The organism is Streptomyces sp. NPDC041784, assembly GCF_055591025.1.
Map to the genome: position 1 here is coordinate 17,397 of NZ_JBVJAB010000044.1, position 25,159 is coordinate 42,555.

A 25,159-nucleotide genomic window follows, 5' to 3' on the forward strand; every position below is an offset into this window, starting at 1 on the left:
GCTCGGTTTCCCCCCCCCCCCCCCCCCCCCCCCCCCCCCCCCCCCCCCCCCCCCCCCCCCCCCCCCCCCCCCCCCCCCCCCCCCCCCCCCCCCCCCCCCGGCCCTGCCAGCTCCTCAGGGAGGCGCACGGTGAGCCGGGCACCGGCCCCAGGCCGTTCGCGGCCTTCCCGGACGCCTCCGGCATGGCGGCCCCGGCCGCGGCGTTCACCGCCGCTGAGGCCCCTGTGCCCTCTGCCGCGCAGCGGTTCCAGCCTTGGCCGACCGCAGCCCGCCTCGTCCGCGGCCGCGGACAGGGAGCTGCCGTCGGCGCACAGCCTGCCGACGTGGGCGTTGCCGGGCCCTGCGTCAGAAGGTCAGGTTCCAGGCGTCGATCTTGCCTGTGTCGGAGGCGGCGTTGTCGTTGACGCGCAGTTTCCAGGTGCCGTTCGCGACCTCCGAGGAGGCGTTCACGGTGTAGGTCTGGGCGATGTTGTCGGCGCTGCCGCCGGCGTGGTTGTGCAGCGTGTAGACGGTGCCGTCCGGCGCCACCAGGTCGACCTTCAGGTCACCGATGTAGGTGTGCTTGATGTCCACACCCACCTTGAGGGTGGCCGGGGCGTTGCCGGTCACGCCGGTCACGGCGATCGGGCTCTCCACGGTTGCGTTGTCGTTGACGGCGAAGTCCGCGAGGTTCTCGAAGTACTTGCCGGGCGGCGGGGTGGTCCCGACGGCCTTGAGGGCGTCGACCTGTCCTTCGCCGAAGAACGAGTTGCTGGCCGTCGTGCCCGTGCAGCGGCTGTCCGAGGGGCAGGCGATGTCGTTGGCCTGGGCGGCCAGCTTGGCGCGGATCTGCGCCGGGGTGATGCCCGGGTCGGCGCTGGCGATGAGTGCCGCCACGCCGACCACGTGCGGGGTGGCCATCGAGGTGCCGCTCTTGCTGCCGTAGCCGCCGCCGGGGACGGTGGAGTACACGCTGCTGCCCGGCGCCGCGACGTCGATGACGCCCTGCCCGTAGTTGGAGAACGAGGCCTTGGTGACGCCCGTGCCGTTGGCCGCGACCGTGACCACGCCCGGCAGCTCGGTCGGGATGTCGAGGCAGGCGTTGGTGATGGTGCGGGTGACCGGCGTCGAGTCGTTCGGGCTCGCGGAGTCGGTCGTCTTGTGGGCGAGGTCGTAGTTCTCGTTGCCCGCCGCGGCGATCTGGAGGGAGCCCTGGCCCTCGGCGTACTCTTGGGCGCGCTTGACGCCCTCGATGATGGCGGCCTGGTCGATGTTGTCCGGGCAGTTGAACTGCCACGGGTCCGTGTAGTAGCTGTTGTTGGTGACCTTGAAGCCGTGGTCACCGGCCCAGACGAAGCCGCAGATGGTGTTCTCGGCGAAGAAGAAGGAGTTGCCCGGCTCGGCGACCCGGACCGCGGAGATCCTCACCCCGGGGGCCACGCCGACGACGCCCTTGCCGTTCTTGGCCGCGGCGATGGTGCCCGCTACGTGGGTGCCGTGCGTGTCGACGTCCCGCCAGGCGCCGGCACGGGTGTCGGGCTTGCCGTAGGCGCAGGAGACCGAGTCGGCCGCGTCGAAGTTGGGCGCCAGGTCCTGGTGCCGGTCGTCCACACCGGTGTCCAGGATGCCGACCTTGACGGAGGCGGAGCCCGGGTTCACGGCCCAGGCCTGGTCGGCCTTGATCTGGCTCATGTCGGCCCGGACCGGTTCTCCGGCCGGGGTCGAGGCCTGGGCCGGATCGGCCGGGAGCGCCGGGTTGTAGGCGTCGGCCGGGACGTCCGAGGTGCGCGTGGCGCCGACCTGCTGCACGCCGGCGACGCCGCGCATGGTGGCGGCGAACCCGCTGGACGCCGAGTGGGCGACGATCACGCCGATGGCGTCGAAGTTCGAGAAGACGGTGCCGCCGTTGGCCGCGATCGCGGAACGGACCGCCGAGCTGTCACCGGGGGCGGTGATCACGAGGTAGGCACGCGTGCCGGCCACCCAGGCCGCACTCCGGGAAGCCGGCGCGGCGGCCGGAGCGTGGGCCTTGGCGGCCGTCGCGGTGGAGGGGACGACGGGGAGCGTGCCCGCGAGGGCGCCCGGGGCGCCGAACGCGAGGACGGCGCCGAGCGTGGCCGCCAGCACCAGCGTGCGTCTAGGTCGGCAGGATATGGGGGGTATCAATGCGTCCTCCGGAGACGGCCCGGCCGCGCTGAGGGCACCGGCGGGGCCGTACGAAACGAATGGTGGATGCAAGATGTCAGGTGCATGCTCCTGTGCGGAAGTACCTTTCCGCGCAGGGACGTCATAGGGGCGTGGCTGAAAAGAGACGCACTTCGGGCATCGAGGGGTCGAGGCCCCTCGGGAGCTCGGCGACGCCGACCGCGCCCTGGCATACGCCGCCGACCTGGCGCCGGCCGTGCTGCCCGCACCAGAGCCGGACCCGACCCGAGGCGCTCCCCGGCCATCGCCGCCTCGAGGCCGTTCTGCACGAAGGGCCTGCGGCCTGCATCCACATCACCTACGACGGACCCACCACCGTCACTGATCCCCTCGTCCCCGGCGCCCGAGAGCAGTACGCCACCGTCGTCCTCGCCTGGATCAGCGCTGGCACCTGCCCGCAGCCCGCACCGAGCGGACCCGCCCCGAACTCCCTGCCGACGTCGATGAGGTGACCGCGCCCAACATCCACGGAACCTACCTGCCCGCGCTCAAGACCCATCTGCCGCTCGGCCGGCCCGAGCACTCGACCAGCAACCAGCACGACCGGCGCAGGGCTGGCATCCATCGGCACCAGCGCTCCGGCGGAAGTCGCCGCGGACTGCCCGCCCGTAGCGGGCCCCAGCTTCTGGGCGTGTCGGGTCGGCGGGATATCGTCCCGCCGCTTGTCCCCTTAAAGCGTCGAGGGTGAGAGAGGTACCGCGTCGCGCCATCAAAGAGTGCATTCTCTGGGATCGTGGGGGCGGCTGTCCCTGCGCATCAACGTTTTCTCACGGGACCCTCATGCACAAGTTGTGTGCGGGCGGGGGAGAGCTCCACCCGCGGGACGAGTAGGCCTTGTCTCCGGCGACCGCGTCGGGCCGGGTACGGGGCCGGCCGACGGGCAGACGGACCCGCACCCGTGGGTCGAAGCTCATCGGCGAACCGGCACCGACCGGTCCCGCCCGCCGGGGCGCGAAGCCACCCGTCTTCCCCCTCGCCGCGATCGACGACCTGGCGCTGCCGGAGATGCTGGCCGAGCCGACGGCGGCGCGGGCGGACGAGATGGACGCCGACACCGTCAACCGGGAGTTGTCCATCGCGCGCAAGGCCATCGGCTGGTGGCAGGGCCAGGGCTGGATCAGTTCCGATCCAACGATCGGCATCGAGTGGCGGCCAGCCCCGCCGGACCGCACCAAGGTCCCGGCGGAGAACCAGATCGCCGCTCTGTGGCGCCTGGACGTCGCCCTGCGGGAGAAGACGCAGTGGAAGATGCTCTACAAGTCCGCCGCGGGCGCCGACGAGGTGCTGTGCCTGAACGAGGAAGACCTGTACCCGCAGGACAAGCGTGGGAAGATCACCGCCAAGGGCTGGGCGACCGAGTGGATCCACTGGCAGTGCGGCACCGCCCGGCTGCTGCCCTGCCTGATCGCCCACTGTACCTGCGGCCCGCTGTTCCTCACCGACCGCAAGACACCGGCCGGAACACCGACACTCGATGTCTGCCCGGAGACCGGCCGGGTTCTCTCTCCTACCGCCGGGCTGAAGAGATCTTCGAGGAGAACCCCCGGCTGCCGGCCAACCCCCTCACCCCCCGGACGACATCGAGGACCTGGACGGGTGGACCCTCCACCGGCTCCGCCACAGCGCCCTCACCCACGACGCCGAGGACGGCACCTAATTAGCCCTGCCCGGCGATGATGACCTTCATGAACTGCTCCTTCGGCTGTGAGGGCGCTCGAATCCAATCTGTGCTGGATCCCGTCATTGCTGGTCGTGCCGGAGGGGTGCCTCTATGTCCTTCATCAAGGCTGAGTGGTCTGCAGTGACTGTTCCGGTGGTGCGTGGTTCGTAGAAGGTGCCGTCGCGGAGCCTCGCGAAGAGCACGCCCATGCGGTGCCGGGCGAAGCGTAAGAGAGCCTGGATGCGGGTCTTCCCCTGATCCCGCCATCGGTCGCCCCTGCAGTTCGCCTGGCTGCAGGTGAACTGGATCGGTCGTGATCCACCTGAGAGCCCGCCGGGGCTTGGGCTGTGTTGCCGGAAGCGTGATCACGCGGCGTCCCTCGCCGGGGCCGGTCCCCCCAGGCACGTCACACCGCGAACGCCGGGACCCCGGGGGTACGCGTCACACCGCACACCCCCCGTGCCCGCGAGGGCGCCGCGGGCGGCGGCGCGAGGGCCGGCCCGATCAGCGGCATGACGGCCGCCAGCATCTCCGCCTCGCTCGCGGTCCCGTCCACGACCAGATCGGCCGCCGCCCGGGAGGGCGCGACGTGGGCTGCGTGGCGGTCCCTGCCGGTCTGCAGATAGTTGCGCAGGGACAGTCGGGGGTCCTGCCGCTGTACCTCGATCTTCCGGAGGATCTTGCGGGCCAGGCGTATGTCGTCGGGGGTGTCGACATACACCCGCCACGCCGCCCGCCGGACCACGGACGGCAGTGACAGCGCGAACAGGCCCTCGACCACCACCAGCAGCACGCCGGGGCGCAGCAGCGCCGCGTCAATGGCGTGTGTCACCGCGGTCTCGTCGATCGACCCCGGATGGTTCCAGTCGAGGACGGCGTGCCCGTCGGCACTGACCGTCCACACACCCCTCAGTGGGTCGTGCGCGGGCACGTAGTAGTCGTCCAGATGGACCAGCGCGATGCTCTCGGGACACTGCAGCGACAGGGCTTCGGCAAGGGTGGACTTGCCGGATGCGGTGCCGCCTGCGACCGCCAGTACACCCGTCATACCGGGCGCTCCTCATGTGCTCAAAGGGGATGGACGAAGCGGCCGGACAAGCCGGGTGCAGGGAATGTACGGCGGCGTGATCGCCCATGGCAAGCGGGGAACGGGGCCCGGTTCAGCGGAGGCCGGGGCCGCGACCTTTGGTCGACCTGCGCACCGGTCTCGGCGATGCCGCGGACCTTCAGCGTGGCGTAGCGGCCCTTGGGCGCGGGCGTGACGTCGACGCGCGGGAACGAGTAGTCGAGGCAGCGCACCTGCGACCAGGCGACCCCGCCCGGGCCCCACCCGCACACCGGGAACGGCGCCGACGGGCTCCGCCCCGACGCCCTGACCAAGACGTCTCCGGCAGGTCGCCCGGCCGCGCCGGAGGAGATCGCCGGGGCGGCCCTCTACCTCGCCAGAGAGGTGGCCACCGGGGCGGGGCACTGGCTGGCGGCTCGCTAGACCCAAATCTCGTGGGAGGTGGCGCGGGACAGGGAGTGCCGGCCCTGCTCACTCCGGCACGGACAGGCGGTCGGCCTCGGCAGGAAGCCGGTCGGCCGCCCCTGTGGATAGGAGCGCGCGTGAGCAGGATGCGTTTGCTCGGTGGGCACCGAGGGCGCGGCGGCACCCTCGCGCTCACTCGTTACTGACCTTCAAAGCGTGGTGTCGTAGGGGCTGACGTCTGAGCCGAGGCGCGATAGATGTCACCAAGGCAGGCTTGTTGTCACTTCGCGTCGGAGCCTGGCTGTGCCAGGGGCGCGGTTCCGGCAACGCCGGTGCAGGCCAGTCACCTCGTACCGCACGATGTGTCGGGAGCTGATGGCGGACCGGACGCTGTCACCGAAATCCAGCACGGTGTCCCGGCGTTCACCGCCGTCGGTCACAGGGCAGTGGCGGCGCGGACCAGCCTCGCGACCGCCGTTGAGCGGCTGTGTGGGGGCCAGGCGATGACCGTGGTGACGTGGGGGGCGTCGGGGACCGGTACGGCGGTGAGGTCCTCGCGCAGGCCGGTGCGGCTCGACTCCGGCACGACCGCGCAGGCGCGGCCGAGAGCGATGAGCTGGGTGAGTTGTGTGTGGTCGCGCACCTGCGGTCCGGGGCCGTCCGGGAAGGTGCCGTCAGGGCGAGGCCAGCGGGGCAGGGGCAGGTCGGGAAGGTCGGTGACCTCGGCGAGCCGCACGTGGGGGCGGGCGCTGAGAGGGTGGCCCGCCGGGAGGATCGCGACCTGACCCTCGGAGTGCAGGTCCTCGGTGTCGAAGCCGGCCGTGTCGTCGAATGGCTGATGCAGCAGGGCTACGTCGGCCCGGCCGTCGTGCAGCAACCGTGCCTGCTCGCCCGGCCCGCACAGCACGACGTCCACGGCGACGGCGCCGGGCTCGGCGGCGTAGGCGTCGAGGAGTTTCGCCAGCAGTTCACCGGAGGCGCCCGCCTTCGCGGCCAGGACCACGGCGGGGCGGCCGGTCGCCGCGAGGGCGGCCCGGCGGGTGCGCCGTTCGGCGGCCTCGACGGCGTCCAGCGCCGCCCGCGCCTCCCGCAGCAGCACCGCCCCTGCCCCGGTCAGGGCGACACCCCGGCTGCCGCGCTCCAGCAGGAGGGTGCCCAGGCGCCGTTCGAGCCCGCCGATCGCCCGCGACAGCGGGGGTTGGGCGATCCCGAGCCGCTGCGCGGCCCGGCCGAAGTGCAGCTCTTCGGCGACCGCGACGAAGTACCGCAGTTCACGTGTCTCCACCCCGCCAGCCTAACTGGGACGGCCAGGAGCGATACCCGGGCGGTATCGCCGTCCACCCAGTCGGTCTTGGACGCCTGCCCGGCGGGGGAGAAGTATCCAGGTCATGAGTGAGACGAACACCGTGAACCACAAGGTCGCGCTGGTGACCGGGGCCAACAAGGGCATCGGGTACGAGATCGCCGCCGGGCTCGGCGCCCTCGGCTGGTCCGTCGGAATCGGCGCGCGGAACGAGGAGCGGCGCGAGGCCGCTGTGGATAAGCTGCGCGCGGCCGGAGCCGACGCGTTCGGCGTGCCGCTGGATGTGACCGACGACGCCAGCGTGACAGCGGCGGCTCGGCTGATGGAGGAGCGGGCCGGGCGGCTCGACGCGCTCGTCAACAATGCGGGGATCACCGGCGGTGGACCGCAGGAGCCCACCACGGTCGACGTGAACCGGGTACAGGCGGCCGTGGAGACCAACGTGATCGGCGTCATCCGCGTCACCAACGCCCTGCTCCCTCTGCTGCGCCGCTCGCCGTCGCCGCGGATTGTGAACGTCTCCAGCAGCGTCGGCTCCCTCACACTCCAGACCACGCCTGGCGCCGAGACGGGCCCCATCGCCATCGCCTACGCTCCGTCGAAGACGTTCCTCAACGCCGTCACCGTGCAGTACGCCAAGGAACTGGCCGACACCCACATCCTGATCAACGCCGTCTGCCCCGGCTTCACGGCGACCGACCTCAACGGCTTCCGGGGAGTGCGCACCCCCCAGCAGGGCGCAGCCGCCGCGATCCGGCTGGCCACCGTATCGGCCGACGGGCCGACGGGCCGCTTCTTCGACGACGAGGGAGAGGTGCCCTGGTGACGCGCTTCCGGTTCGCGCCACCCCGGGGAGATGGCGCATGCGCGTCCTCGTGACCGGCTCCGTCACGCCATGTCAGTACGGCCGTCGAGCCCGAGCCGCCGACGGACCACGAGGTGAGGGATCGAAAGGCATCAAGCGTCTGTGACAAGTAGCCTGCCTTCCAGGTGACAACCAGGCTGCTTCGGCCCGGCCCTTCTGCCAGCCATTTCGGCTCCGCCGGTGACAACTGTCGAGCCTCGGCACGACGTCTCGTGATTCCTGCGGTATGCCGACTGCATGAGGTATGCGCAAGGGGGCGGGCTGACCGACGAACGGCGGTCCTTCCGCGAGAAGTTGAGGATGGAGGCGGTCGTTCGGGGGCTGGACCAAGACCTTCACCGACCCCCGGCTCTGCGCGGCCATCGTCGACCGCCTGACCTTCAACGGCACCATGGGGGTTCTGCGGCCCGTTCTTGATCTTACTCGGGCAAAGGACCGTTTATGAGAAACACCGCCCGAGATGGGCATCATGCACAGCGAAGGCGGAAGTCCCCGATCGCGCGGATCGGGGACTTCACCAAGGTCCGCCGGAGGGATCCTGTTGCGGCCCCGGGGTGCCGGTGCCGTTTACGCGGCGGAGGTGAGTTCGGCGCGGCCGAACAACAGCGCGTGGCCGGTGGGGAGCTGGTGGAGGATGCGGGTGATGAGGTCAGGGCCGGCGTGGGCGGCGACGGCCGCGAAGACGGAGCCGGTGTCCCAGCGGGTGGTGGCCAGGGAGGTGCCGGAGCGGGCGGCGAGGTCCTTGACGAAGGCCCAGCCGGTCAGCGGCTGGGTGTCGGGGATCTGTGCGGTCAGGGCACGTGCGGCTTCCAGGGGCAGGCAGGCGGCAAGGTCGACGCGTTCGTCGCCGGTCAGCTGGCGTCCCAGCCCCGCGAGAACCAGGCGGACGGCTTCCTCGGCTCTCTCGCGGGTGGGGTAGGCGCCTTCATAGCGGACCTTCTCCAGCATCTGCTCATACGCCGTCGAGTACGGCTGCTGGTGCTCAGCCGGTACGCGCACGTCGGTGATCACTGCAGTGCATGCCTTTCGTAGAGCGGTGCGGGTGTGTGGCACCGAGGTAGGGGTCAGGTGGGCTGGGGGCGGCCGAAGAGGAGGTCGTAGCCGGCGGGGAGCTGGAGCAGGATCTGCCCCAGCAGGTCCTCGCCGACCGTGTCGGCGACCGTGGACAGCACGGCGCTGACGTCCCAGGTCGCGGTCTGCTCGGTGGTGCCCTCGATCCAGGCCCCGGTCGCCCGCACGAACCGCTCGGGGGGCAGCGGTTCGGCGCTCTGCAGCGGGTTGAGCAGGATCAGGGCGAATTCCTCCGGGAGACGTGCCGCGAGCTGGGCGCGAACCTCGCCGACCAGATGCGCGCCGAGCAGGGCGAGCACCACACGGGCCGTGCGCTCGGCTTCCTCCACAGTGCCGTACTCGCCGCGCTCCTTCACGTGGTCGAGGAACGCTTCGCGTCGCAGAGTCATCTCGCCGCCACCCCTTCTTGTTCTTCGGCCCACGGGGTGCGGAGGACGGGGTGAGGGGGAGATCAGGTGCCCGTCCTCCGCACCTGTCCGGCCGGTGTCAGCCGGAGATCTCCTTGTGGCCGGTCCCGACGCCGATGGAGATCTTGCGGGGCTTGGCACGCTCGGCGATCGGGATGCGCAGGGTCAGCACGCCCGCGTCGTAGTCGGCCTTGATGTGCTCGGTGTCGAGGGTGTCGGCGAGCACGATCTGGCGGGAGAAGACGCCCAGCGGCCGCTCGGACAGCTCCATCTGCACGTCGTCGGCCTTCGCCACCGGCCGGCGCTCCGCCTTGACCGTCAGCATGTTCCGCTCGACATCGATGTCGATCGCGTCCGCGCTGACGCCGGGAAGGTCGAAGGCCACCACGTACTCGTCACCCTCGCGGTAGGCGTCCATCGGCATCGCCGACGGCTTCGACCAGGTGCCCGGGCCCATCAGCTGCTGCGCCAGCCGGTCCAGCTCACGGAAGGGGTCAGTGCGCATCAACATCGTGAAAACACCTCCAGCAGGTTCAGGCAGTTACTGCCAATGCGCCTCACTGACACCGTTGTAACATGTCATCCAATGGATGACAAACACGATGTCGTCTACCTGATGACAACCCGAGGGAGGTGCCCGTGACCGCACCCGACCAGCCGGTCTCCACCGACGCCGACGCCCACAGCCCGGCGTCGTTCCTCGCCGCCGCGGCGGCCCTGAAAGCCATAGACGACGCCCTGCGCGACGCCCAGCACGAGACCCCCGACACCCTCGGCGCCGGGCCGGCCCCGGAGCAGGCCCTCGCCTCGCTGATGCTGCTGCGGCAGGTACGTGAGCGGCTCGCCGGATGGGAGACCGGCCTGATCGAAACGGCCCGGGATGCGGGCGCCAGCTGGGCCGACCTCGCCTCTCCCCTGGGTGTCGCCAGCCGCCAGGCTGCCGAGCGTCGCTACCTGCGCGGCCGCCCCGGCCCGGCCGGGACCACCGGCGAACAGCGCGTGACGGCCACCCGTCAGGCCCGGGCCGCCGACCGCAACACCGCCACCTGGGCCCGCCGCAATGCGGCCGACCTGCGCCGCCTCGCCGGCCAGATCACCGCCCTCACCGACCTTCCCCCCGCCGCCCGCCGCCCGCTCAATGAGCTCCACGCGGCCCTCGCCCACAACGACCCCGCCGACCTCATCGCCCCCCTGACCGCCACCCGCCCCCACCTGGCCACCGCCCACCCCGACCTCGCCGCCCGGCTCGACACCCTCACTCCCCCCTGACCCCGCCCGGTGCCCCGCAACAGCCCAGTCAGCCTCCGCCCCCGGCCGAACCCCGATTGCCCTCGAAGTCCGGCGGCAGATCGTCCTCCGGGTTACGCCACCGGTTCGCCCCCGGCGCCCAGATCTCCCGCCGACGCAGCGCATCCCGCCAGCTGACCAGCACACACAGCTCGTAGAGGATGGCCAGCTTCCTCGTCCGCGCCTCGTGGGTTCGCGCCGGGGCATCACTCATGCAGGTGTGTTTGCGGCAGAACTACACGCATCGAACCTGAAGAAAATCTGTCGCGGTCACAGTAGACATTGGCTCATCGCAGGGTTATTTTTTCCGTGTACCCAGGAAGTCGAGATGGGCACGGCAGAGATGAACTGCCGCGCATGCAGGTCAAGCAGGACGCCCCATGGGGGCTGCGAGCAGTACCCGCGATATCCAGCAGTACGACCGTGTAGCCGAAGGTAAAGGAGCAGACGCCATCAGGATCGCCCGGGCGAGGAAGAAGTCCGCCCGGGTACCGCAGGCCCCGGATTGGAAGGTGGTCCCCGGTCACGCATCCGCGATCCCCGCAGCCCCGCCCTCCCAGGCGGAACCTGCGGACAAAGAAGGCCGGCGCAGTTCGCCGGTAGATGGTGTTGAAAGCTCGGGGCCCGGGGGGGGGGGGGGGGCCGGGGCCCCCCCCCCCCCCCCCCCCAAAAAAAAGCGCTCCCCCCCCCCCCCCCCCCCCCCCCCCCCCCCCCCCCCCCCCCCCCCCGACGTGTCCCCTGAAAGAAGAGGTCTATGCCCCCTGCCAGTTCCCGTCCCGTCGACAATCTCGACGATGACGACTACCCCGCCTACACCATGGGCCGGGCCGCCGAGATGCTCGGCACCACCCCCGCCTTCCTCCGCGCCCTCGGCGAACACCTCCTGATCACCCCGCTGCGCTCCGAGGGCGGCCACCGCCGCTACTCCCGCTACCAGCTGCGCATCGCCGCCCGCGCCCGCGAACTCGTCGACCAGGGCACCCCCATCGAAGCCGCCTGCCGCATCGTCATCCTCGAAGACCAGCTCGAAGAAGCCCGGCGCATCAACGAGCACCTGCGCACACAAGGCCGCGAGTCGCAGTCGAAGAACTCAGCCTGAATCAGCACGCCGATCCTGGGGCAACACCGGCCAGCGGACGATGCTGCCGTCACCGGCCGCGCCGCCGTAAGCGCCCTCGATCAATCGTCCATGGACTTCATGATGCCGCCCCGGCCGCGGCCTTTCAGGCGACCTGACCGAAGCCGGCCGCGGCCGGGTCCGCCTCGCGCAGCGGGGCGAAGTCCACGTCCAGCTTCGGGTCGTACGCCTCGGGCTGGATGCCGAGCTCGTGCGTGCTGTACTCGCCGAACCGGTTGATGTGCTCGGTCAGGTACGGCGAGATGTGCGCCAGGTCCTCCGGCTCGATCGTCCAGCCCTCCTCCAGCAACTGGCGGACGATCTCGGCGATGTCCAGGGCATTGTGAAAAATGACCGCGTTCGTGAGCAGAGCGTTGAATTTCATCGCCTTCTCCTGTTCGACCGGGTCGTTGTCGGCGATGACGCCGCGGTTTCCGAAGCCGACCCACTGGGAGAACCGGTCGAACGACTCGACTTTGTTCGTCGCCGCGGTAACCCGCCTGCGCAGCGGCGCGTCGGAGAGGTAGCGGAGCAGTTGCACGGTGCGGATCACACGGCCGACCTCGCGGAACGCGGCGTACGTGGCGTTCTTCTTGGAGCCCGACCGCAGCCGCTTCAGCCGCGTGGAGGAGGAGATCGCCCCCTCGCGCACCGAGACGGCCACCCGCATCAGGTGCCGGAACTGCGATTCGATCAGGTCCCAGTCGATCACGTTCCTGCCCGGCTCTCCGAACAGGGCGTCGATGTGCACGTACTCGCTCTGCTTGCTGGGCCGGTAGAACGTCGAGTGCTTCCAGTTGCGGGTCTGGTGCAAGATCGGGTGACATCTGAACTGGCTTGCCCTGTGGGGCGGGTGGGAAGGATGTCGCTGTGCCCAAGCCTTATCCGGAAGAGTTCCGCGAGGACGTCGTACGGGTCGCGAGGAACCGCGGCCCGGGCGTGACGGTCGAGCAGGTGGCCGCCGACTTCGGAGTGCACGCGATGACGCTGTGGAAATGGATGCGTCGCGCGGACATCGACGACGGGACAAAGCCCGAACGACCGGCCAGGACAACGCGGAACTACGAGAAGCGCGTCGGCGGATCAAGCTGCTGAAGCAGGAGAACGAGGTCCTGCGCCGGGCCGCGGCCTACCTGTCGCAGGCGCATCTGCCGGGAAAAGGATCTACCCGCTCGTGAAAGAGCTGGCCACGGCCGGGATTCCCGTCACGGTCACGTGCAGGGTCCTGAAACTTGCCCGCCAGCCCTACTACCGCTGGCTCGAACGGCCGGTGACCGATGCCGAGTTCGAGCAGGCCACACGCGCGAACGCGTTGTTCGACGCTCACCGCGAGGATCCGGAGTTCGGCTACCGATTCCTGGCCGACGAAGCCCGCAGCGCTGGATCCGGCATGGCCGACCGGACCGCGTGGCGGATCTGCCGGGACAACAACTGGTGGAGCGTGTTCGGCAAGAAGCGCGGCAGTATCAAGAAGGCCGGCCCGCCGGTGCACGACGACCTTGTCCGCCGTGACTTCACCGCGACCGGTCCGAACCGGCTGTGGCTCACCGATATCACCGAACACGCCACCAGCGAAGGCAAGTTGTATCTCTGCGCGATCAAGGACGTCTTCAGCAAGAGGATCGTGGGCTACTCGATCGACACGCGGATGAAGTCCCGCCTGGCCGTCACAGCCCTGAACAACGCTGTTGCCCGGCGTGGACACGTCGACGGGTGCATTCTGCACAGCGATCGCGGATCGCAGTTCCGGTCACGGAAGTTCGTCCGGGCGCTCGATCGGCATCGGATCGTCGGCTCGATAGGGAGGGTCGGGGCGGCAGGCGACAACGCGGCCATGGAGTCTTTCTTCAGCCTGCTGCAGAAGAACGTCCTCGACCGTCGGGCGTGGGCCACCCGCGAGGAACTGCGGATCGCTATCGTGACCTGGATCGAGAGAACCTACCACCGGCGCCGCAGACAAGCCTCGCTCGGCCAGCTGACCCCCATCGAATTCGAGACCGTCATGACCACACCGGCCCTCCAGGTCGCGTGACCGAACCTGTCACCCAAACCTGCAGCAGACCCTCGCGGCACGCGGTGCGGACCTGGTCGGTGAGATCGTCGGCGAGCGGCCGCCGCAGGCGCGCGCCGAGGCTGACGGCCTGCCACAGAGCGGCCATCTGAGAGAGGCACAGCTCGACCCGCTGGCGCCCTGGTCCGGGACCGGCGGTGGGTGCGGTGTGCCGGGGGCGGGAGGCGGCCCGCTGGCGAGCCGTGAACGCACCCCACCTCGTCGCCCTCGTCCGGGCAAGGGCCCGCCTCGAGCGCGGCCACCTCGTCGAACGCCACGAAGCTCCCGCAGCCTGAATCAGGTCAATGAGTCACAGGCCTTGGCCGCTTGGCGGCGACTGCCTCGGCAGGGACTCACGCCGGATCCGGCAGGTCCATCAGCGCGAGCTTGGCCGGGTCGATCACGATCGTGATGCCGGTGATCCGGCCGGCGACGACGGTGAACGCGACGACCGAGAGCGGGGTGCCGTCCTCGCGCCAGGAAATGATCCCCGGGAGGCCGTTGACGAGCACCGTCCGCCCCTGCGTGGCTGCGCTGGCGGACAGTTGCGCGCCGGCTGCGACCTTCGTGGCGCCGAGGGTGACGACCACGCCGGACGGGGTGTCGACGGTCAGTTTCACCTCGGGGTCCAGTACCCGCAGCAACTCCTCGAAGTTGCCGCGGCGAGCCGCTGCCAGGAAGGCCTGGACCGCCTCTCGCTGCTCCCGTCCGACGCCGGTCGGCCCCTCGTTCGCCCGCACCTTCCTGCGGGCGCGGCTGGCGAGCATCTTGGCGGCGGCGGTGGACTTGCCGAGGATCTGGCCGATCTCGTCGAACGGCACCGCGAACAGGTCGTGCAGCACGAACGCCAGCCGCTCGCTCGGCCCGAGCGACTCCAGGACGACGAGGAGGGCGAGCCCGACCGAGTCGGCGAGCACCGCGTCGTCCTCGGGAGCAGGACTGTCGTCGAGCGTCACCACGAGCTCGGAGAGACCGTCGTCGTAGGGCGCCTCGGGGCGGGCCTGGCGCGATCGCAGGACATCGAGGCTGATCCGGCCGACCACCGTGGTCAGCCAGCCGGCGAGGTTGTGGATGGTCCCCGTGTCCTGGCGGGAGAGACGCAGCCAGGCTTCTTGGACCACGTCCTCGGCGTCGGCGTGCGACCCGAGCATGCGGTGGGCGACCGCGCGCAGCCGGTCGCGCTGGGCCTCGAACGTTTCGGCCATCGCGTCCGTCGGGCTGGTGTCGGACATGTTGTTACCTTCCTCGGCTCTGTTCCGTCACGGGTGATGACGGGCCCGGAGGGGCGCAGGTAACCGATGAGCCACCGATGAAGGAGTCAGACCGATGGAAGCACGTGTGAAGAGCCCGGCCAATCCCGACGTGATCACAGCAATCCAGCACCTCTACAAGGCGATTCACGCCGGGGGCGTAGACAAGCACCTGCTGTCGCTGGTCCATCTGCGTGTCAGCCAGATCAACGGCTGCAGCCCGTGCGTCTTCGCCACGATCCAGTCGGCGAAGCAGGCCGGTGAGACAGAGCAGCGGCTGCACAACGTGGTCGCGTGGCGCGAGACGCCCTTCTACACCGAGGAGGAGCGGGCGGCCCTCGCCCTGACCGAGGCCGCCACCCGACTTCAGGACGGCGCGGCGGGCGTGACCGACGAGATCTGGGACGCCGCCGCCGACCACTTCAGCGAGGAGCAACTGGGCGCGATCACCCTGGAGATCGCGATGACCAACTTCTTCAACCGGATCAACCGCACGGTCCGGGAGCAGGCCGGCAAGACCTGGTGAGTCGGGCGGGGCGTCATCCCTCTGGAGGCTGCGCCTTCCTACTGACTTCGGCTCGTCAGGGTGACTCTGGATCGTCGAGGGCCAGGCCGGTGCCGGCTATGAAGCCGTCGAGGGTGTCGGGCCGGTACTGCAGGTGCTTGAGCCGGTTGCGTACGAGGGCTTCGAGTCGGTTCAGGGCGACCCGCTGCGGGGCGGCAGCGCCGGGAAACGGTACGCATGCAGGCAGCCGAGCTGTTCGAGCAGAAGGGCGAGCCTGGAATCGGCCTGCCAGTGGCACCAGCTGTGGCGGGACATGGGCGAGCGCGACTTCATCGCGCTGACCGACGGCGTCCACCACGGCGAGGTTGGCCAGGCTGCGCTTGACGTGCGCCCCTATCCCCTCGACGGTGATGTGCGGGTCGGCCCGCTGCTCGGCGATGGTGTTGGTGCAGGTCACGCCGGGTGACGCGGGCACGGCGGCGCGGGCGGTACCGGCCGAGACGCCGGTGACGGTCGCGGCGGCCGAGCCGGCGATCAAGCCGAGGACCGTGCGGCGGGTGAACTCAGGTCTCACGGAGGACTCCCTGTGGTGCTGGCGGGGCGGAGGTTGCACCCGCTCGACGCACCGTCCCCTCCCATAGACGGCATGAGACGACAGAACTCATCGCGTGTTGCCAAGCTCACCCTTCGACCGTCGGCGGGCCAAGCGCCTGGCAGCGCAGGGCGCGGTCCCTGTTGACAACTGCCGTCACTCCCCTCCACCATCATTCCACTAATCGAGTAGTGGAATGATGGTGGAGGGGAGTGGTAACCGTGGAGTACCGCATCGACAGGCGGAGCGGTGTCCCCGCCTTCCAGCAGATCGTGCAGCAGACCAAGCAGGCCCTGCGGCTGGGCGTACTGGTGCCGGGCGACCGCCTGCCCACCGCCAAGGAGGTCTCCGAGACGAGCGCGGTCAACCCGAACACCACCCTCAAGGCGTACCGCGAGCTGGAGCGCGAGGGCCTGGTCGAACCGCGACCGGGCCAGGGCACCTTCGTACGCCGGACGCTGGGCCGGCCCGAGACGGGCACCGACTCGCCGTTGTACGGGGAGCTGGTGGCGTGGATGTCGAAGGCGGCCGGGGCCGGTCTGGAGCAGGAGGACGTGGCCGCGCTGGTCGCGTCGGCGCTGGAGCAGCAGTACGCCACCGGGACCACGGCGGTCACGGGGGTCAGGACAACGAGGAGCACAGGTGAGTGACGTCATGTACGCGGGGGAGCCGGCGCTCGAGGCGCACGGACTGGGGATGCGCTACCGGCGGGGCTGGGCGCTGCGGGACTGCACCTTCCGGCTTCCGGCGGGCAGGATCTGCGGGCTGGTCGGCCCCAATGGTGCGGGCAAGACCACGCTGCTGAACATCGCGGCCCATGTCCTGAAGCCGACGCAGGGTTCGCTCAGTCTGTTCGGCGGGGCGCCGGGCTCGGTGGAGTCCGGTCGGCGTACGGCCTTCCTCGCGCAGGAGAAGCCGTTGTTCCGTCGCTTCACCGTGGCGGAGACCCTGCGGCTGGGGCGGGAGCTGAACCCCGGCTGGGACCAGCGCGCCGCTGAGGACATCGTCCGCGCCGGCAATGTGTCCTTCGACGCGAAGGTCGGCACCCTCTCCGGTGGCCAGCGCACTCGCGTCGCCGTCGCCCTCGCCTTCGGTAAGCGCCCCGACCTGCTGCTGCTCGACGAGCCGATGGCGGACCTCGACCCGGTCGTGCGCCACGAACTCATGGGCACCCTCCTCGCCGAGGCCGGCGAGCGCGGCACCACCGTGGTGATGTCGACCCACGTGCTCGCCGAGCTGGAGGACGTGTGCGACTTCCTCGTCGTCGTCTCCGGCGGCGCAGTGCGCGTCGCCGGAGACGTGGACGAGCTGATGACCATGCACACCGTGGTCACCGGGGCCAAGGAGGGTGAGGGCCTGCCCGACTTCCTCGGGTTCCACACCCTCGTCGAGGCCCGGACCAGCGGACGGCAGTTCACCGCGCTGATCCGCCCGGAGGGCCCGGTCACCGGCCCCTGGGAGGTGGCCGCCCCGAGCATGGAGGAACTCCTGCTCGCCTATCTCCGCTCCCCCGACGCGCCACCGCTGATCACTCCCACCGCCCAAGTCCAGGGCCAGGCGTTCGGCACAGGGACGGTGGCGGCATGAGCACCTTCACCAACCCCTCGACCGACGGCAGGAACGGGACGGCGAACCGGACGATGAACGGGACGAAGCACGCGACCAAGCACGGATCCACGAACGGCCCCGGGCACGGGGCCGGGAACACGACCACCACGCAGGCCGCCCGGCGCCCCCGCCTCAGCGGTATGACCTGGCTGGTCTGGCGTCAGCACCGGGCCGCGTTCTGGACCATCCTCGCCGCCACCGTGCTCTGCACGGCCTGGATGATCTACCAGCGCGGTCAGATGATGGACTTCCTCGACGCCTACGGCTTCCCCGCCAAGAACCTCGGCGATGCGGAACAGCAGTTCGCCCCCTACGCCGGCGCGTTCTCCTCGGTCACCACCGGCCTCACGGCGATACCCGTCATGCTGGGTGTCCTCCTCGGCGCCCCGCTGCTCGCGGGCGACCTGGAGAACGGTACGGCCAAGCTGATCGCCGCCCAGTCCGTGAGCCGCGACCGCTGGCTCGCCACGAAGCTGGGGCTGACCGGGCTGGTGGTCACGGTGACCACGGTGACGCTGTCGGCGGTGTTCGCCTGGTGGTGGAACCCCATCAAGCTCCACTACACGGACGTCGACTGGACTTCCAGGGGGTTCTTCAACACCACGGGTCCGGTGCCCGTTGCCCTCTCCCTGCTCTCAGTGTTCGGCGGGGTGCTGATCGGTGTGATCCTGCGTCGCACGCTGCCGGCCATGGTCGTGACCCTCGCATTCACCGTCGCCGTCCAGGCGGTCTGGGGCTACTTCAAGCTGTCACTCGGCGACATCGTCACAGCCACCAGCAAGCCGGGCGGTCCCGGCACCCCGGTCACGTTCCCGTCGTCGGTGCCCCGCACCTCGCACGTGCTCGACACCTCGTACGTCAGCGGCAGCGGGAAACTGCTCGACTTGAACACCTGCACGGAAACGCTGACGGACGGGGCGATTGAGCGGTGCATGAAGAAGGCGGACATCGTCGGCGCGTCGATCGACTACATCCCCATCTCACAGATGAGCAGTATGCAGTGGTTCGGAGCATCGATTCTGTTCGCCCTGACCGCCAGCATCGTGGCCTTCCTCTTCATCTGGGGACGTAAGCGGCTCGTCTGAACAGCCGTTCACACCCCCACGGGGGCACTCCCTGTCCGCAACACGCCGAAGGAGGCGAGCGGGTGAGGTTTCGACGCCCCCGCTCACCTCCGCGGCCCTCACCGCGGCCCCAACACACCGGTGACGACCCCGTCCAACAGGCCGCGAACGAGCTGTTCACAACTGCCACAGCACCTTCACCAGGCTCCCGCCTGCCGCACGATGCCCATCAGTGCCAAACAGTCCCAGGAGGAAATATGCGCACCCGTACAGCCATCACAGCCGTCCTGCTCGCCCTCGCCGCTACGACAGCCGCGTGCGGCAGCAGCGGCAGCAGCGACAAGCCCGACCTCGCCGCCTGTAAAGCCGCTCTGGAGAAGCAGGTCAAGGACCACAAGGGCACACAAAGCACGCGCCCCGACGCATGCGACGACGTCGACGCCAAGACCATGGACCAGTACACCCAGGAGATCTTCGACGACCAGACGACCAAGTAAGTCGAGGACCCGGAGACCTCGACGGAACTCCGCCCCGAACAAGCCGAAAGGGTCCGTCAGCAAGCTGACGGACCCTCATGCAAGATCGAGATTACCTGACTTCGGCTCGTCAGGGTGACTCTGGATCGTCGAGGGCCAGGCCGGTGCCGGCTATGAAGCCGTCGAGGGTGTCGGGCCGGTACTGCAGGCGCTTGAGCCGGTTGCGTACGAGGGCTTCGAGTCGGTCCAGGGCGACTACGGCGAGGTTGGCCAGGCTGCGCTTGACGTGCGCCCATACCCCCTGGACGGGATTGAGGTCCGGCGAGTACGCGGGCAACAGGAACACCGTCAGCCATTCACGCTCGGCGATCAGTTCACGCATGGCGTGGGAGACGTGAGTGTTCAGCCGGTCCCACACCAGCACGATCGGTGCCTTGACGAGGTGGTGGACGCCGTCGATCAGCGCGATGAAGTCGCGCTCGCCCATGCTGCGGCGCTTGCCCTTGCCCGCGGGGTGAGTGCGCAGGCGGTGGCACAGCCGGGTGCGGGAGCCTGGCCGCATCGCGATCAGCCCGGCCACTGACAGGCGCCCCGAGCGGCGGCCGCTGACGGTCACGACCGGGGTGCGGCCGCGCCGGCCCCAGGTGCGTCCTTTGGGCGGCCGTCGGGTGAACCCGGCCTCGTCCTCGAAGCAGATGTAACCTCCGCAGGCCGCCCGGGCTCTTTTACCTCGGCCCAGGTCGCCTCCTTCCACGCGGTCACGCCCTGCTCGTCGCGTTCGGCGACCCGCCGCGCGGGGACCTGCGGGCTGAAGCCGAGCCGGTGCATCAGCCTCGTGGCACCCGAGACGCTGTAGGAGACGTGGAACTTCCTGCCGATCAGCGTGGCCACCCTCGCCGCGGTCCACACCTGGTCCTCCACCCAGCCGTGCGCGGCCGGCCCCTGCTCGAGATACCCGGCGAGTTTCTCCAAGCAGCGCGGCGACAGACGGCATCGCGACCCGCTCGGACCACGGGAAGCCAGAGCCTCACGACCACCGTCCCGCCACAGCTGGTGCCACTGGTAGGCCGATTTCAGGCTCACCCGCAGGCGCCTTGCGACCTCCGGCGGCTTGATCTTCTGCCCGAACAGCTCGGCCGCCTGCATCCGTACCGTTTCCCGGCGCTGCCGCCCCGCAGCGGTCAGTCCGCCCCCATCCGCATACCTCACACAGCACGGGATACAGCCACCGCTTCAGGCCCTTCAGGGACTTCGCAAAGATTCACCCTGACGAGCCGAAGTCAGTAACGTCAAGGTATGACGCCCCCACAGACCGGAACGCCGGGGTCTGTGGCATTCGTGACAGGCACCCCGGTCCACAGGTCTTGACTATTCCTCCCTTCTTTGTGGGGGCAGGCGTGGACGGCGAGTTGTCCGGCGTCGGCCGGGTTCGGGCCGCGCTGGACGGGGGATGGTCCCCGTCTCCAACGTGACTCCGTCCTGCGCTGGGGCTGCTCCCGCTCTGCCGGTGGGGATGGTTCCTTGTCCTCGGCGTCGTCACCCAGCCCGGGAGGTGCTCCCCGCACCCACGGGAATGATCTTGTCGACTGGAGCCGCGGATTGGTGCCGATCGGCTACTTTCTGCACTTTGTAGTTGGACATAGGAGCGGAACGTGGCCCGTGTGTCCGCACTGCGTGCGCTGCAGCGCGTGGACGTTTTTCCGGGTTGCAGTCCTGCCTGGACCCTTGTGCTGGGGCGGGCCCGAGAGTGTGTCTGCAGGGCAGGTCGCGCGATTTGGCCGTTGCTGCTGAGCCTGCCTGGCCGCTACGGAGTCCTGAACCTGTCGACGTGGGTGTGGTCAATGCCGTGAGTGGCACAGATGCCCGGTAGCAGGGGCTTGATCAGCGCCCAATCTGGGGCGGTGGTGTCGGAGGGAGAGCGGCGTTGGCGTACGCCGCTTCTCAGTGACGGGCGGTGCGGGCCGGGCCGCCGCGCCGGACTCGTCAGCATGTCCAGTGCGGCTTTGATGCCGTCGGGCTGGGCCTGTGGGCGTACGCGCCTACGGGCTCAGCCCGTACGGGCGAATGTGCTCGGCCGGTGTGCCGCGCGTTGCCGATCCGGTCGCCGCAGGGTGGGAGGTTCGGGTGCGGGCAGCGGCATCAGTGCAGCGTGATCTCCTCGCCGATCGACCGCTCGCGGGCGGACCTGACGACCAGGGCCGTGGCTGCGGCGTCCTGCACTGCCACGCCGACCGACTTGTAGAGGGTGATCTGGTCCGGCGTGGTGCGCCCCGGTTTGCTGCCGGTGATGAGTTCGCCCAGCTCGGCATGCACGTGATCGGCTGTGATGAGGCCGTCGCGGATCGGGGTGAGGAGGTCGTTGCTGCCCGCGGGGAACGGGGCAAGCACGGCCTGGCGCGATTCGACGCACACCAGCGCCTCGGCGACCGTGGCGTCGTCGATCTCGCGGCCGGCCGGGTTGTACCCCACGGACGTGATGTGTACCCCGGGTGTCAGCCAGGGGCGGCGGATCACGGGTTCGGCTGCGTGCGTCGTCGCGGCGGCGATGTCCGCGCCGTCGAGCGCTTCGGCGTAGCTGGACACGGCCTGCACTTCGGCCTCCAGTACGGCTGAGAGTTCCTCGGCCAGGGCAGCAGCTTTCGCCGGGTCCCGGCCGGCCACGCGGATCTGCCGGATCGGTCGGACCCGGCAGATCGCGCGGGCGTGGGACCGGGCCTGCACCCCGGTGCCGAGCACTGCCAGCACCGTCGCGTCCTCGCGGGCCAGCAGTCGCGCCGACAGCGCGGAGCAGGCGCCGGTTCGCGCTGCGGTGATGGCCGTACCGTCCAGCAGGGCAGCGGGCTCGCCGGTGTCTGGATCGAAGGCCACGATCAGCGCCTGATGTGTAGGCAGCCGTGCCGCGTCGTTGTGCGGGAAGAGTGACACCAGCTTGGTCATGAGCACCCCGGCCGACGGCAGGAAGCCCGGCATGGCCGCCAGGAATCCATCATGTTCGGGGACCAGGGCGGCGACGCGGTCGGGTACCGAGGCGCGGCCCGCACTGAAGTCTGCCATCGCCGAGGCCAGGGCATCGATCAGCGAGTCCACGGGGAGCAGGGACTCGACCTGCGAGCGGCCCAGAACAAGCATGTGCTTCAGCCTCCTGATGCCGGTCATCCAGCCGGCGACCGTACAGCCCAAGCGTCAATCCCAGCCTCCCCGTTGCCCCGCTACGACACGCAGCCCTTCCTGAACACGTTCATCTGTATGCGCCTGAGCACCTCAGCGTGTACACCGACCCCGCAAGATGATCGATGGGCTCTCGTCAACTGCTCACAGTGATCGATCCGGGCTCCTGACGCACATCACGCGACCCTCCAACATGCGAGCCCACCAGTGTCACGGTCGGGGGCGCGGACACTGCTGTCACGCAAGCGGCGGCCATGAAGTCATCGAACTACGTGAGCATGCCAGGTGGTTGAGTCGATGGAGGCGGTGCGTGCGGGCCTGGGCAGCGGCGCTGGCTCGTCCCGGCGACTCTTGCGGTGGCGGCGTCGGGCGGCATGCTCGGAGATCTTCTCTTCGGTATCGGACTCCCCACGGCATGGGCGGTCGGGGGCATGGTCGCGGCTATGGGGTCGGTTGCCGTTCTGGCTTTCACGGCCGAGCGCGGGGGGCGGCGTCAGCCGGGTCGGGGCCGCCGACGACCGCCCTGCCATCGACCAACTCGGACCCAGGCCCGTCCTCATCGGACGCACGACGCTGGCCCGCGCGCTCTGCAGCATGCTGGAGGACGTCGCGGCGGCCGGGTCGGCCGCCTCGTCCGCGCGTACTTCACCTCTGGTCTTCGACGCGGCAGGCCTGGCCCGAGCCCTGCGGCACCAGCATGTAGGGGCCGGCTGCCCGACCCCCGGAGAGGTGGAGGGACGGCCGGGCCCGGAGCCCTGCCAGCAGCCACCACCCGCCGCATCATCAACGGGGACGTGCTGCCTGTCGATCCCCGGCAGGCCGTCGCCTTTCTGGATGCCTGCTGTGTCTTTGATGCGAAGGAACTCGGGCCGTGGCTTGCCGCGGCTGTCCGAGTACTCAAGGAGCTACCTTCGAGGTCGAAGAGCCGGGACAAGTGGATCGCGGCCTGTGAGGCAGTGGGCCAACAGGCCAAGGACATGGAGAGCGACGCCGGGGAATGGTGGGTCGTAGAGCTGGTCCCGACGAAGTGGCAGCGGCGTAGAGACAGACCTGGCGGTCGCTCGCCTGTAGCGCGGAGTGGGGAGGGGGCGGCTGGTAGATGGTGTGGGCGGAGGCTGGGTGTGCAGGGTGGGCGGATCGGCTTGCTGGCTGCCACTCTCTTCCGGTGCGGGCCGACGGGGTCGGGCTCCTGTGGCGGGCGTGCCGGTCTGGCTCCTCGACCGCCCGTCCGTCGGCTTGCGCCACGAGCGCGCCAGTCCCCGCGGCCTGCGACGGGGGGTCGCCTGTTGCTGTCCGGCCGGCTGGCGTCCACCGTCATCGGCCACCGACGGAGGACCCGGATCCGGGTCCTCGCCTCCCCGCTCGGCGTACCCGCAGCCGCGGTCGGTGACGCCCTGGACGAGGTGACACCCGTCCTGGGGCCCTCGGCCGTCGCATCCGCCCCGCACCCACGGCAGCAGACCTCGCCCGTCTCATCGGCTGAACCCGTACCAGGAACTCGGCCGGACCGCACCAGGAGCACCGAATAATCAATCGGCGGCTGACTGGTGATTCAGGGTCAGGGTGTGGTGGCGGTGAGGACGCCGATCTTGTCGATGCGGTGTTCGGGGTTGTTCTGTGCGTCTCGCCAGTAGTTGCCTGCCGCGTCGTCCTCGGGTGTGAGGCAGGTGGTCACGGTGATCATTGCGCGGTTGGGGGCGGTGCCGGGGGAGCCGGGGACGGCGGCGCGCTGTGCGTTCATGGAGGCCTGCGACCGGAAGGAGGTCGTCCGGGTCGTGGTGATCGTGTACTCGTATGTCACACCGCCGGCGGTCACGAACACGGATGCGCCCGGCTGCAGCGAGGGCAGCGCCCGCAGTGGCCCGCCCGCTGTGACGCGGTGCCCGGTGACGATGTAGTTGCCCACGTCGCCGGGGCCGACCCCGCCGCCGGGTCCGTACGGGCTGGCGGCCACGCCCTGGTCCTGGATCCGGGTGCCCGGTGCGTCGTCGGGACTGCCCTGGTACGGGATCACAGGCAGCCCGGACACGCCTATGGCGGGTATCGACAGCGTGGCTGTCTGGACGCGGGTGGCGGCCTGGGTGCGTGCCGCGGCCGGTTCGGAGGGGGCGGCGGGCGCGCCGGGTGCCGTGAGCAGGACGGCGAGTGCGGCGCAGGCGAGCGCGGCCGGCACGGTACGGCGGGCGAGGAACGGGCGCTGGGGCATGGTGGTGTCCCCGTAGGTCGGCCGGGCCCCGCGGGGGTCGGACAAGCCCGGGTTGGCGGCGGCGGCCCGGCCGCGTCGCGGTCCTGCACCCCCGCGACGGTGACGGCGACGACCAGAGATGGTCGACCGCACCTCAGGTGCGCGACGAACGGCTGGTTTGATGCACCTGATGCGAAGCCGAGTGGACGAGATGTCCCTCTCTCAGGGTGCTCCCTCGCTCATCTGGGCGCATCTCGAGCGGCGAGGACGTCAGGAATGCTGATCCGCCAGGCGTAGCAGCCCCCCGGTCAACCCCTCTCAGGGCGTGGTCGCGGCCTGCGTCTGGCCGCTGTGGTCAGCACCACGGCGCGTAGTCCGTCCGCGAGTTGGAGCGCGGTCCGCGAGCTTGCCTGCGGCCGTGACCGACGGGCAGCGCACTCCTGCTTCAAGGTTCGCCGGGCAGCTGGAGGACAGGCCGACGTGACGGGTGAACTCCCGCTGACCGGTCTGTGCCGCCGGCGGACGACGCTTCCGGCTGCGGCCGGGCTTCCCGGGCGCGCCCGGTCATCAGGCCGCTGATCGCCGCCCCGGGCCAGGACGGGGATCACGCCGGGCCCGTCATGGGGGCGGGTGTCCCAGGGGATCACCGTCAACTTGCGTCCGAAGAGGATGCGTTCACTTCTGCGGGGTGCCATCGCCTCGTCCACCGCAGCGGGGTCACTGTGCTCGCTGCGTGCCGGGGGATGCCCGCAGGCCCTCGGCGGGGGGCTTGCCCGGGGACGCGAGGACGTGGCTCGCAGGTGGTTGGAACCCCCGTTGTTGGGCGGCGGGCGGGGGGGCGGCGGGGGAAGAAGAGAAAGGGTCCAAAACAAAGACAGGGTGAAGAGAGGGGGGGA

Annotated in this window: 21 protein-coding genes and 4 pseudogenes; 11 read left to right on the forward strand and 14 right to left on the reverse strand. The window is 70.1% G+C overall.

The features are described 5' to 3' along the window. Window positions 1–345 precede the first annotated feature (345 nt). A complete protein-coding gene (locus ACZ6D7_RS43470) occupies window positions 346–2,106 on the reverse strand; it encodes a S8 family peptidase (protein ID WP_469503475.1) in 1,761 nt (586 codons plus the stop codon). A gap of 912 nt (window positions 2,107–3,018) precedes the next feature. On the opposite strand from ACZ6D7_RS43470, the gene ACZ6D7_RS43475 reads away from it, so the two are divergent. After that, the gene (locus tag ACZ6D7_RS43475; protein ID WP_469503540.1) at window positions 3,019–3,861 is read left to right on the forward strand and encodes a hypothetical protein; all 843 of its coding nucleotides are present in this window, start codon (window positions 3,019–3,021) and stop codon (window positions 3,859–3,861) included. 63 nt (window positions 3,862–3,924) lie between these two features. Here the strand turns inward: ACZ6D7_RS43475 and ACZ6D7_RS43480 are convergent. From ACZ6D7_RS43480 to ACZ6D7_RS43490, 3 genes and pseudogenes are all read right to left on the reverse strand, one after another. Further along, window positions 3,925–4,116: pseudogene (locus ACZ6D7_RS43480) on the reverse strand (hypothetical protein); the annotation flags it as partial. Window positions 4,117–4,250: 134 nt separating this feature from the next. Beyond that, a complete protein-coding gene (locus ACZ6D7_RS43485) occupies window positions 4,251–4,892 on the reverse strand; it encodes a uridine kinase family protein (protein WP_469503476.1) in 642 nt (213 codons plus the stop codon). An 859-nt stretch (window positions 4,893–5,751) separates the two neighbouring features. Continuing rightward, a complete protein-coding gene (locus tag ACZ6D7_RS43490; RefSeq protein ID WP_469503479.1) occupies window positions 5,752–6,600 on the reverse strand; it encodes a LysR family transcriptional regulator in 849 nt (282 codons plus the stop codon). 103 nt (window positions 6,601–6,703) lie between these two features. On the opposite strand from ACZ6D7_RS43490, the gene ACZ6D7_RS43495 reads away from it, so the two are divergent. Next, window positions 6,704–7,444, forward strand: coding sequence for an SDR family oxidoreductase (locus ACZ6D7_RS43495; protein ID WP_469503481.1), 741 nt, complete (start codon window positions 6,704–6,706; stop codon window positions 7,442–7,444). 606 nt (window positions 7,445–8,050) lie between these two features. On the opposite strand, the gene ACZ6D7_RS43500 is transcribed toward ACZ6D7_RS43495, so the two are convergent. The 3 genes from ACZ6D7_RS43500 to ACZ6D7_RS43510 all read right to left on the reverse strand — a co-directional run bounded on the left by ACZ6D7_RS43500 (window position 8,051) and on the right by ACZ6D7_RS43510 (window position 9,472). Next, window positions 8,051–8,494, reverse strand: coding sequence for a DUF2267 domain-containing protein (locus ACZ6D7_RS43500; RefSeq protein WP_469503484.1), 444 nt, complete (start codon window positions 8,492–8,494; stop codon window positions 8,051–8,053). Between the two features lie 53 nt (window positions 8,495–8,547). Then, window positions 8,548–8,943 carry a DUF2267 domain-containing protein gene (locus ACZ6D7_RS43505; protein WP_469503486.1) on the reverse strand — a complete coding sequence of 132 codons (396 nt, stop codon included), beginning with the start codon at window positions 8,941–8,943 and terminating at the stop codon, window positions 8,548–8,550. Between the two features lie 97 nt (window positions 8,944–9,040). Then, window positions 9,041–9,472, reverse strand: a complete 432-nt coding sequence (locus tag ACZ6D7_RS43510; RefSeq protein WP_059202743.1) for an Hsp20/alpha crystallin family protein — start codon at window positions 9,470–9,472, stop codon at window positions 9,041–9,043. Window positions 9,473–9,600: 128 nt separating this feature from the next. Between ACZ6D7_RS43510 and ACZ6D7_RS43515 the strand changes: the two genes are divergently transcribed. Further along, window positions 9,601–10,230, forward strand: coding sequence for a type III effector protein (locus ACZ6D7_RS43515; protein ID WP_469503492.1), 630 nt, complete (start codon window positions 9,601–9,603; stop codon window positions 10,228–10,230). A gap of 28 nt (window positions 10,231–10,258) precedes the next feature. Here ACZ6D7_RS43515 and ACZ6D7_RS43520 read toward each other — a convergent pair whose 3' ends face one another. Next, window positions 10,259–10,462 (reverse strand): hypothetical protein, encoded by a 204-nt coding sequence (locus tag ACZ6D7_RS43520; protein ID WP_469503498.1) that lies wholly within the window; start codon window positions 10,460–10,462, stop codon window positions 10,259–10,261. Window positions 10,463–11,002: 540 nt separating this feature from the next. Here ACZ6D7_RS43520 and ACZ6D7_RS43525 point away from each other — a divergent pair. Next, entirely contained in the window at window positions 11,003–11,347 is a 345-nt protein-coding gene (locus tag ACZ6D7_RS43525; protein WP_351623164.1) for a helix-turn-helix domain-containing protein, read from the forward strand. A gap of 124 nt (window positions 11,348–11,471) precedes the next feature. On the opposite strand, the gene ACZ6D7_RS43530 is transcribed toward ACZ6D7_RS43525, so the two are convergent. After that, a complete protein-coding gene (locus tag ACZ6D7_RS43530; protein WP_469503503.1) occupies window positions 11,472–12,179 on the reverse strand; it encodes a Tn3 family transposase in 708 nt (235 codons plus the stop codon). 56 nt (window positions 12,180–12,235) lie between these two features. On the opposite strand from ACZ6D7_RS43530, the pseudogene ACZ6D7_RS43535 reads away from it, so the two are divergent. Beyond that, window positions 12,236–13,397 (forward strand): annotated as a pseudogene (locus ACZ6D7_RS43535) (IS3 family transposase). Between the two features lie 371 nt (window positions 13,398–13,768). Here the strand turns inward: ACZ6D7_RS43535 and ACZ6D7_RS43540 are convergent. Continuing rightward, a complete protein-coding gene (locus tag ACZ6D7_RS43540; protein ID WP_469503506.1) occupies window positions 13,769–14,647 on the reverse strand; it encodes a sigma-70 family RNA polymerase sigma factor in 879 nt (292 codons plus the stop codon). 94 nt (window positions 14,648–14,741) lie between these two features. Between ACZ6D7_RS43540 and ACZ6D7_RS43545 the strand changes: the two genes are divergently transcribed. Beyond that, complete coding sequence (locus ACZ6D7_RS43545) at window positions 14,742–15,191, forward strand: carboxymuconolactone decarboxylase family protein (protein WP_469503509.1); 450 nt, start codon at window positions 14,742–14,744, stop codon at window positions 15,189–15,191. 55 nt (window positions 15,192–15,246) lie between these two features. Here ACZ6D7_RS43545 and ACZ6D7_RS43550 read toward each other — a convergent pair. Then, window positions 15,247–15,372 (reverse strand): annotated as a pseudogene (locus ACZ6D7_RS43550) (IS630 family transposase); the annotation flags it as partial. On the opposite strand from ACZ6D7_RS43550, the pseudogene ACZ6D7_RS43555 reads away from it, so the two are divergent. The 5 genes and pseudogenes from ACZ6D7_RS43555 to ACZ6D7_RS43575 form a co-directional block, all read left to right on the forward strand. Next, window positions 15,360–15,489, forward strand: a pseudogene (locus ACZ6D7_RS43555) (IS630 family transposase); the annotation flags it as partial. The pseudogenes ACZ6D7_RS43550 and ACZ6D7_RS43555 sit on opposite strands and share 13 nt — an antisense overlap. A gap of 494 nt (window positions 15,490–15,983) precedes the next feature. Beyond that, the gene (locus ACZ6D7_RS43560) at window positions 15,984–16,412 is read left to right on the forward strand and encodes a GntR family transcriptional regulator (protein WP_469503513.1); all 429 of its coding nucleotides are present in this window, start codon (window positions 15,984–15,986) and stop codon (window positions 16,410–16,412) included. 4 nt (window positions 16,413–16,416) lie between these two features. Continuing rightward, the gene (locus tag ACZ6D7_RS43565; RefSeq protein WP_469503536.1) at window positions 16,417–17,349 is read left to right on the forward strand and encodes an ABC transporter ATP-binding protein; all 933 of its coding nucleotides are present in this window, start codon (window positions 16,417–16,419) and stop codon (window positions 17,347–17,349) included. Beyond that, on the forward strand, window positions 17,346–18,455 hold the full coding sequence (locus tag ACZ6D7_RS43570; RefSeq protein WP_469503515.1) for an ABC transporter: 1,110 nt from the start codon (window positions 17,346–17,348) through the stop codon (window positions 18,453–18,455). Before ACZ6D7_RS43565 ends, ACZ6D7_RS43570 begins: the two co-directional genes overlap by 4 nt. 236 nt (window positions 18,456–18,691) lie before the next feature. Next, entirely contained in the window at window positions 18,692–18,931 is a 240-nt protein-coding gene (locus tag ACZ6D7_RS43575) for a hypothetical protein (RefSeq protein ID WP_469503518.1), read from the forward strand. Window positions 18,932–19,040: 109 nt separating this feature from the next. Here the strand turns inward: ACZ6D7_RS43575 and ACZ6D7_RS43580 are convergent. The 3 genes from ACZ6D7_RS43580 to ACZ6D7_RS43590 form a co-directional block, all read right to left on the reverse strand. After that, a protein-coding gene (locus ACZ6D7_RS43580; protein ID WP_469503525.1) for an IS630 family transposase occupies window positions 19,041–20,119 on the reverse strand; the annotation gives its coding sequence in 2 pieces (ribosomal slippage) (window positions 19,041–19,618 and window positions 19,618–20,119; 1,080 coding nt in all). Between the two features lie 930 nt (window positions 20,120–21,049). Then, complete coding sequence (locus ACZ6D7_RS43585) at window positions 21,050–22,039, reverse strand: ornithine cyclodeaminase family protein (protein WP_469503538.1); 990 nt, start codon at window positions 22,037–22,039, stop codon at window positions 21,050–21,052. A gap of 1,597 nt (window positions 22,040–23,636) precedes the next feature. Next, a complete protein-coding gene (locus ACZ6D7_RS43590; protein ID WP_469503527.1) occupies window positions 23,637–24,284 on the reverse strand; it encodes a sortase domain-containing protein in 648 nt (215 codons plus the stop codon). Between the last annotated feature and the right edge of the window lie 875 nt (window positions 24,285–25,159).

Bases quoted from the DNA above. Each gene is read 5' to 3' on its own strand.
- ACZ6D7_RS43485 (WP_469503476.1), bottom strand. From the start codon at position 4,892: ATGACGGGTGTACTGGCGGTCGCAGGCGGCACCGCATCCGGCAAGTCC.
- ACZ6D7_RS43495 (WP_469503481.1), top strand. From the start codon at position 6,704: ATGAGTGAGACGAACACCGTGAACCACAAGGTCGCGCTGGTGACCGGG.
- ACZ6D7_RS43505 (WP_469503486.1), bottom strand. From the start codon at position 8,943: ATGACTCTGCGACGCGAAGCGTTCCTCGACCACGTGAAGGAGCGCGGC.
- ACZ6D7_RS43510 (WP_059202743.1), bottom strand. From the start codon at position 9,472: ATGTTGATGCGCACTGACCCCTTCCGTGAGCTGGACCGGCTGGCGCAG.
- ACZ6D7_RS43520 (WP_469503498.1), bottom strand. From the start codon at position 10,462: ATGAGTGATGCCCCGGCGCGAACCCACGAGGCGCGGACGAGGAAGCTG.
- ACZ6D7_RS43525 (WP_351623164.1), top strand. From the start codon at position 11,003: ATGCCCCCTGCCAGTTCCCGTCCCGTCGACAATCTCGACGATGACGAC.
- ACZ6D7_RS43540 (WP_469503506.1), bottom strand. From the start codon at position 14,647: ATGTCCGACACCAGCCCGACGGACGCGATGGCCGAAACGTTCGAGGCC.
- ACZ6D7_RS43545 (WP_469503509.1), top strand. From the start codon at position 14,742: ATGGAAGCACGTGTGAAGAGCCCGGCCAATCCCGACGTGATCACAGCA.
- ACZ6D7_RS43565 (WP_469503536.1), top strand. From the start codon at position 16,417: ATGTACGCGGGGGAGCCGGCGCTCGAGGCGCACGGACTGGGGATGCGC.
- ACZ6D7_RS43570 (WP_469503515.1), top strand. From the start codon at position 17,346: ATGAGCACCTTCACCAACCCCTCGACCGACGGCAGGAACGGGACGGCG.
- ACZ6D7_RS43575 (WP_469503518.1), top strand. From the start codon at position 18,692: ATGCGCACCCGTACAGCCATCACAGCCGTCCTGCTCGCCCTCGCCGCT.
- ACZ6D7_RS43585 (WP_469503538.1), bottom strand. From the start codon at position 22,039: ATGCTTGTTCTGGGCCGCTCGCAGGTCGAGTCCCTGCTCCCCGTGGAC.
- ACZ6D7_RS43590 (WP_469503527.1), bottom strand. From the start codon at position 24,284: ATGCCCCAGCGCCCGTTCCTCGCCCGCCGTACCGTGCCGGCCGCGCTC.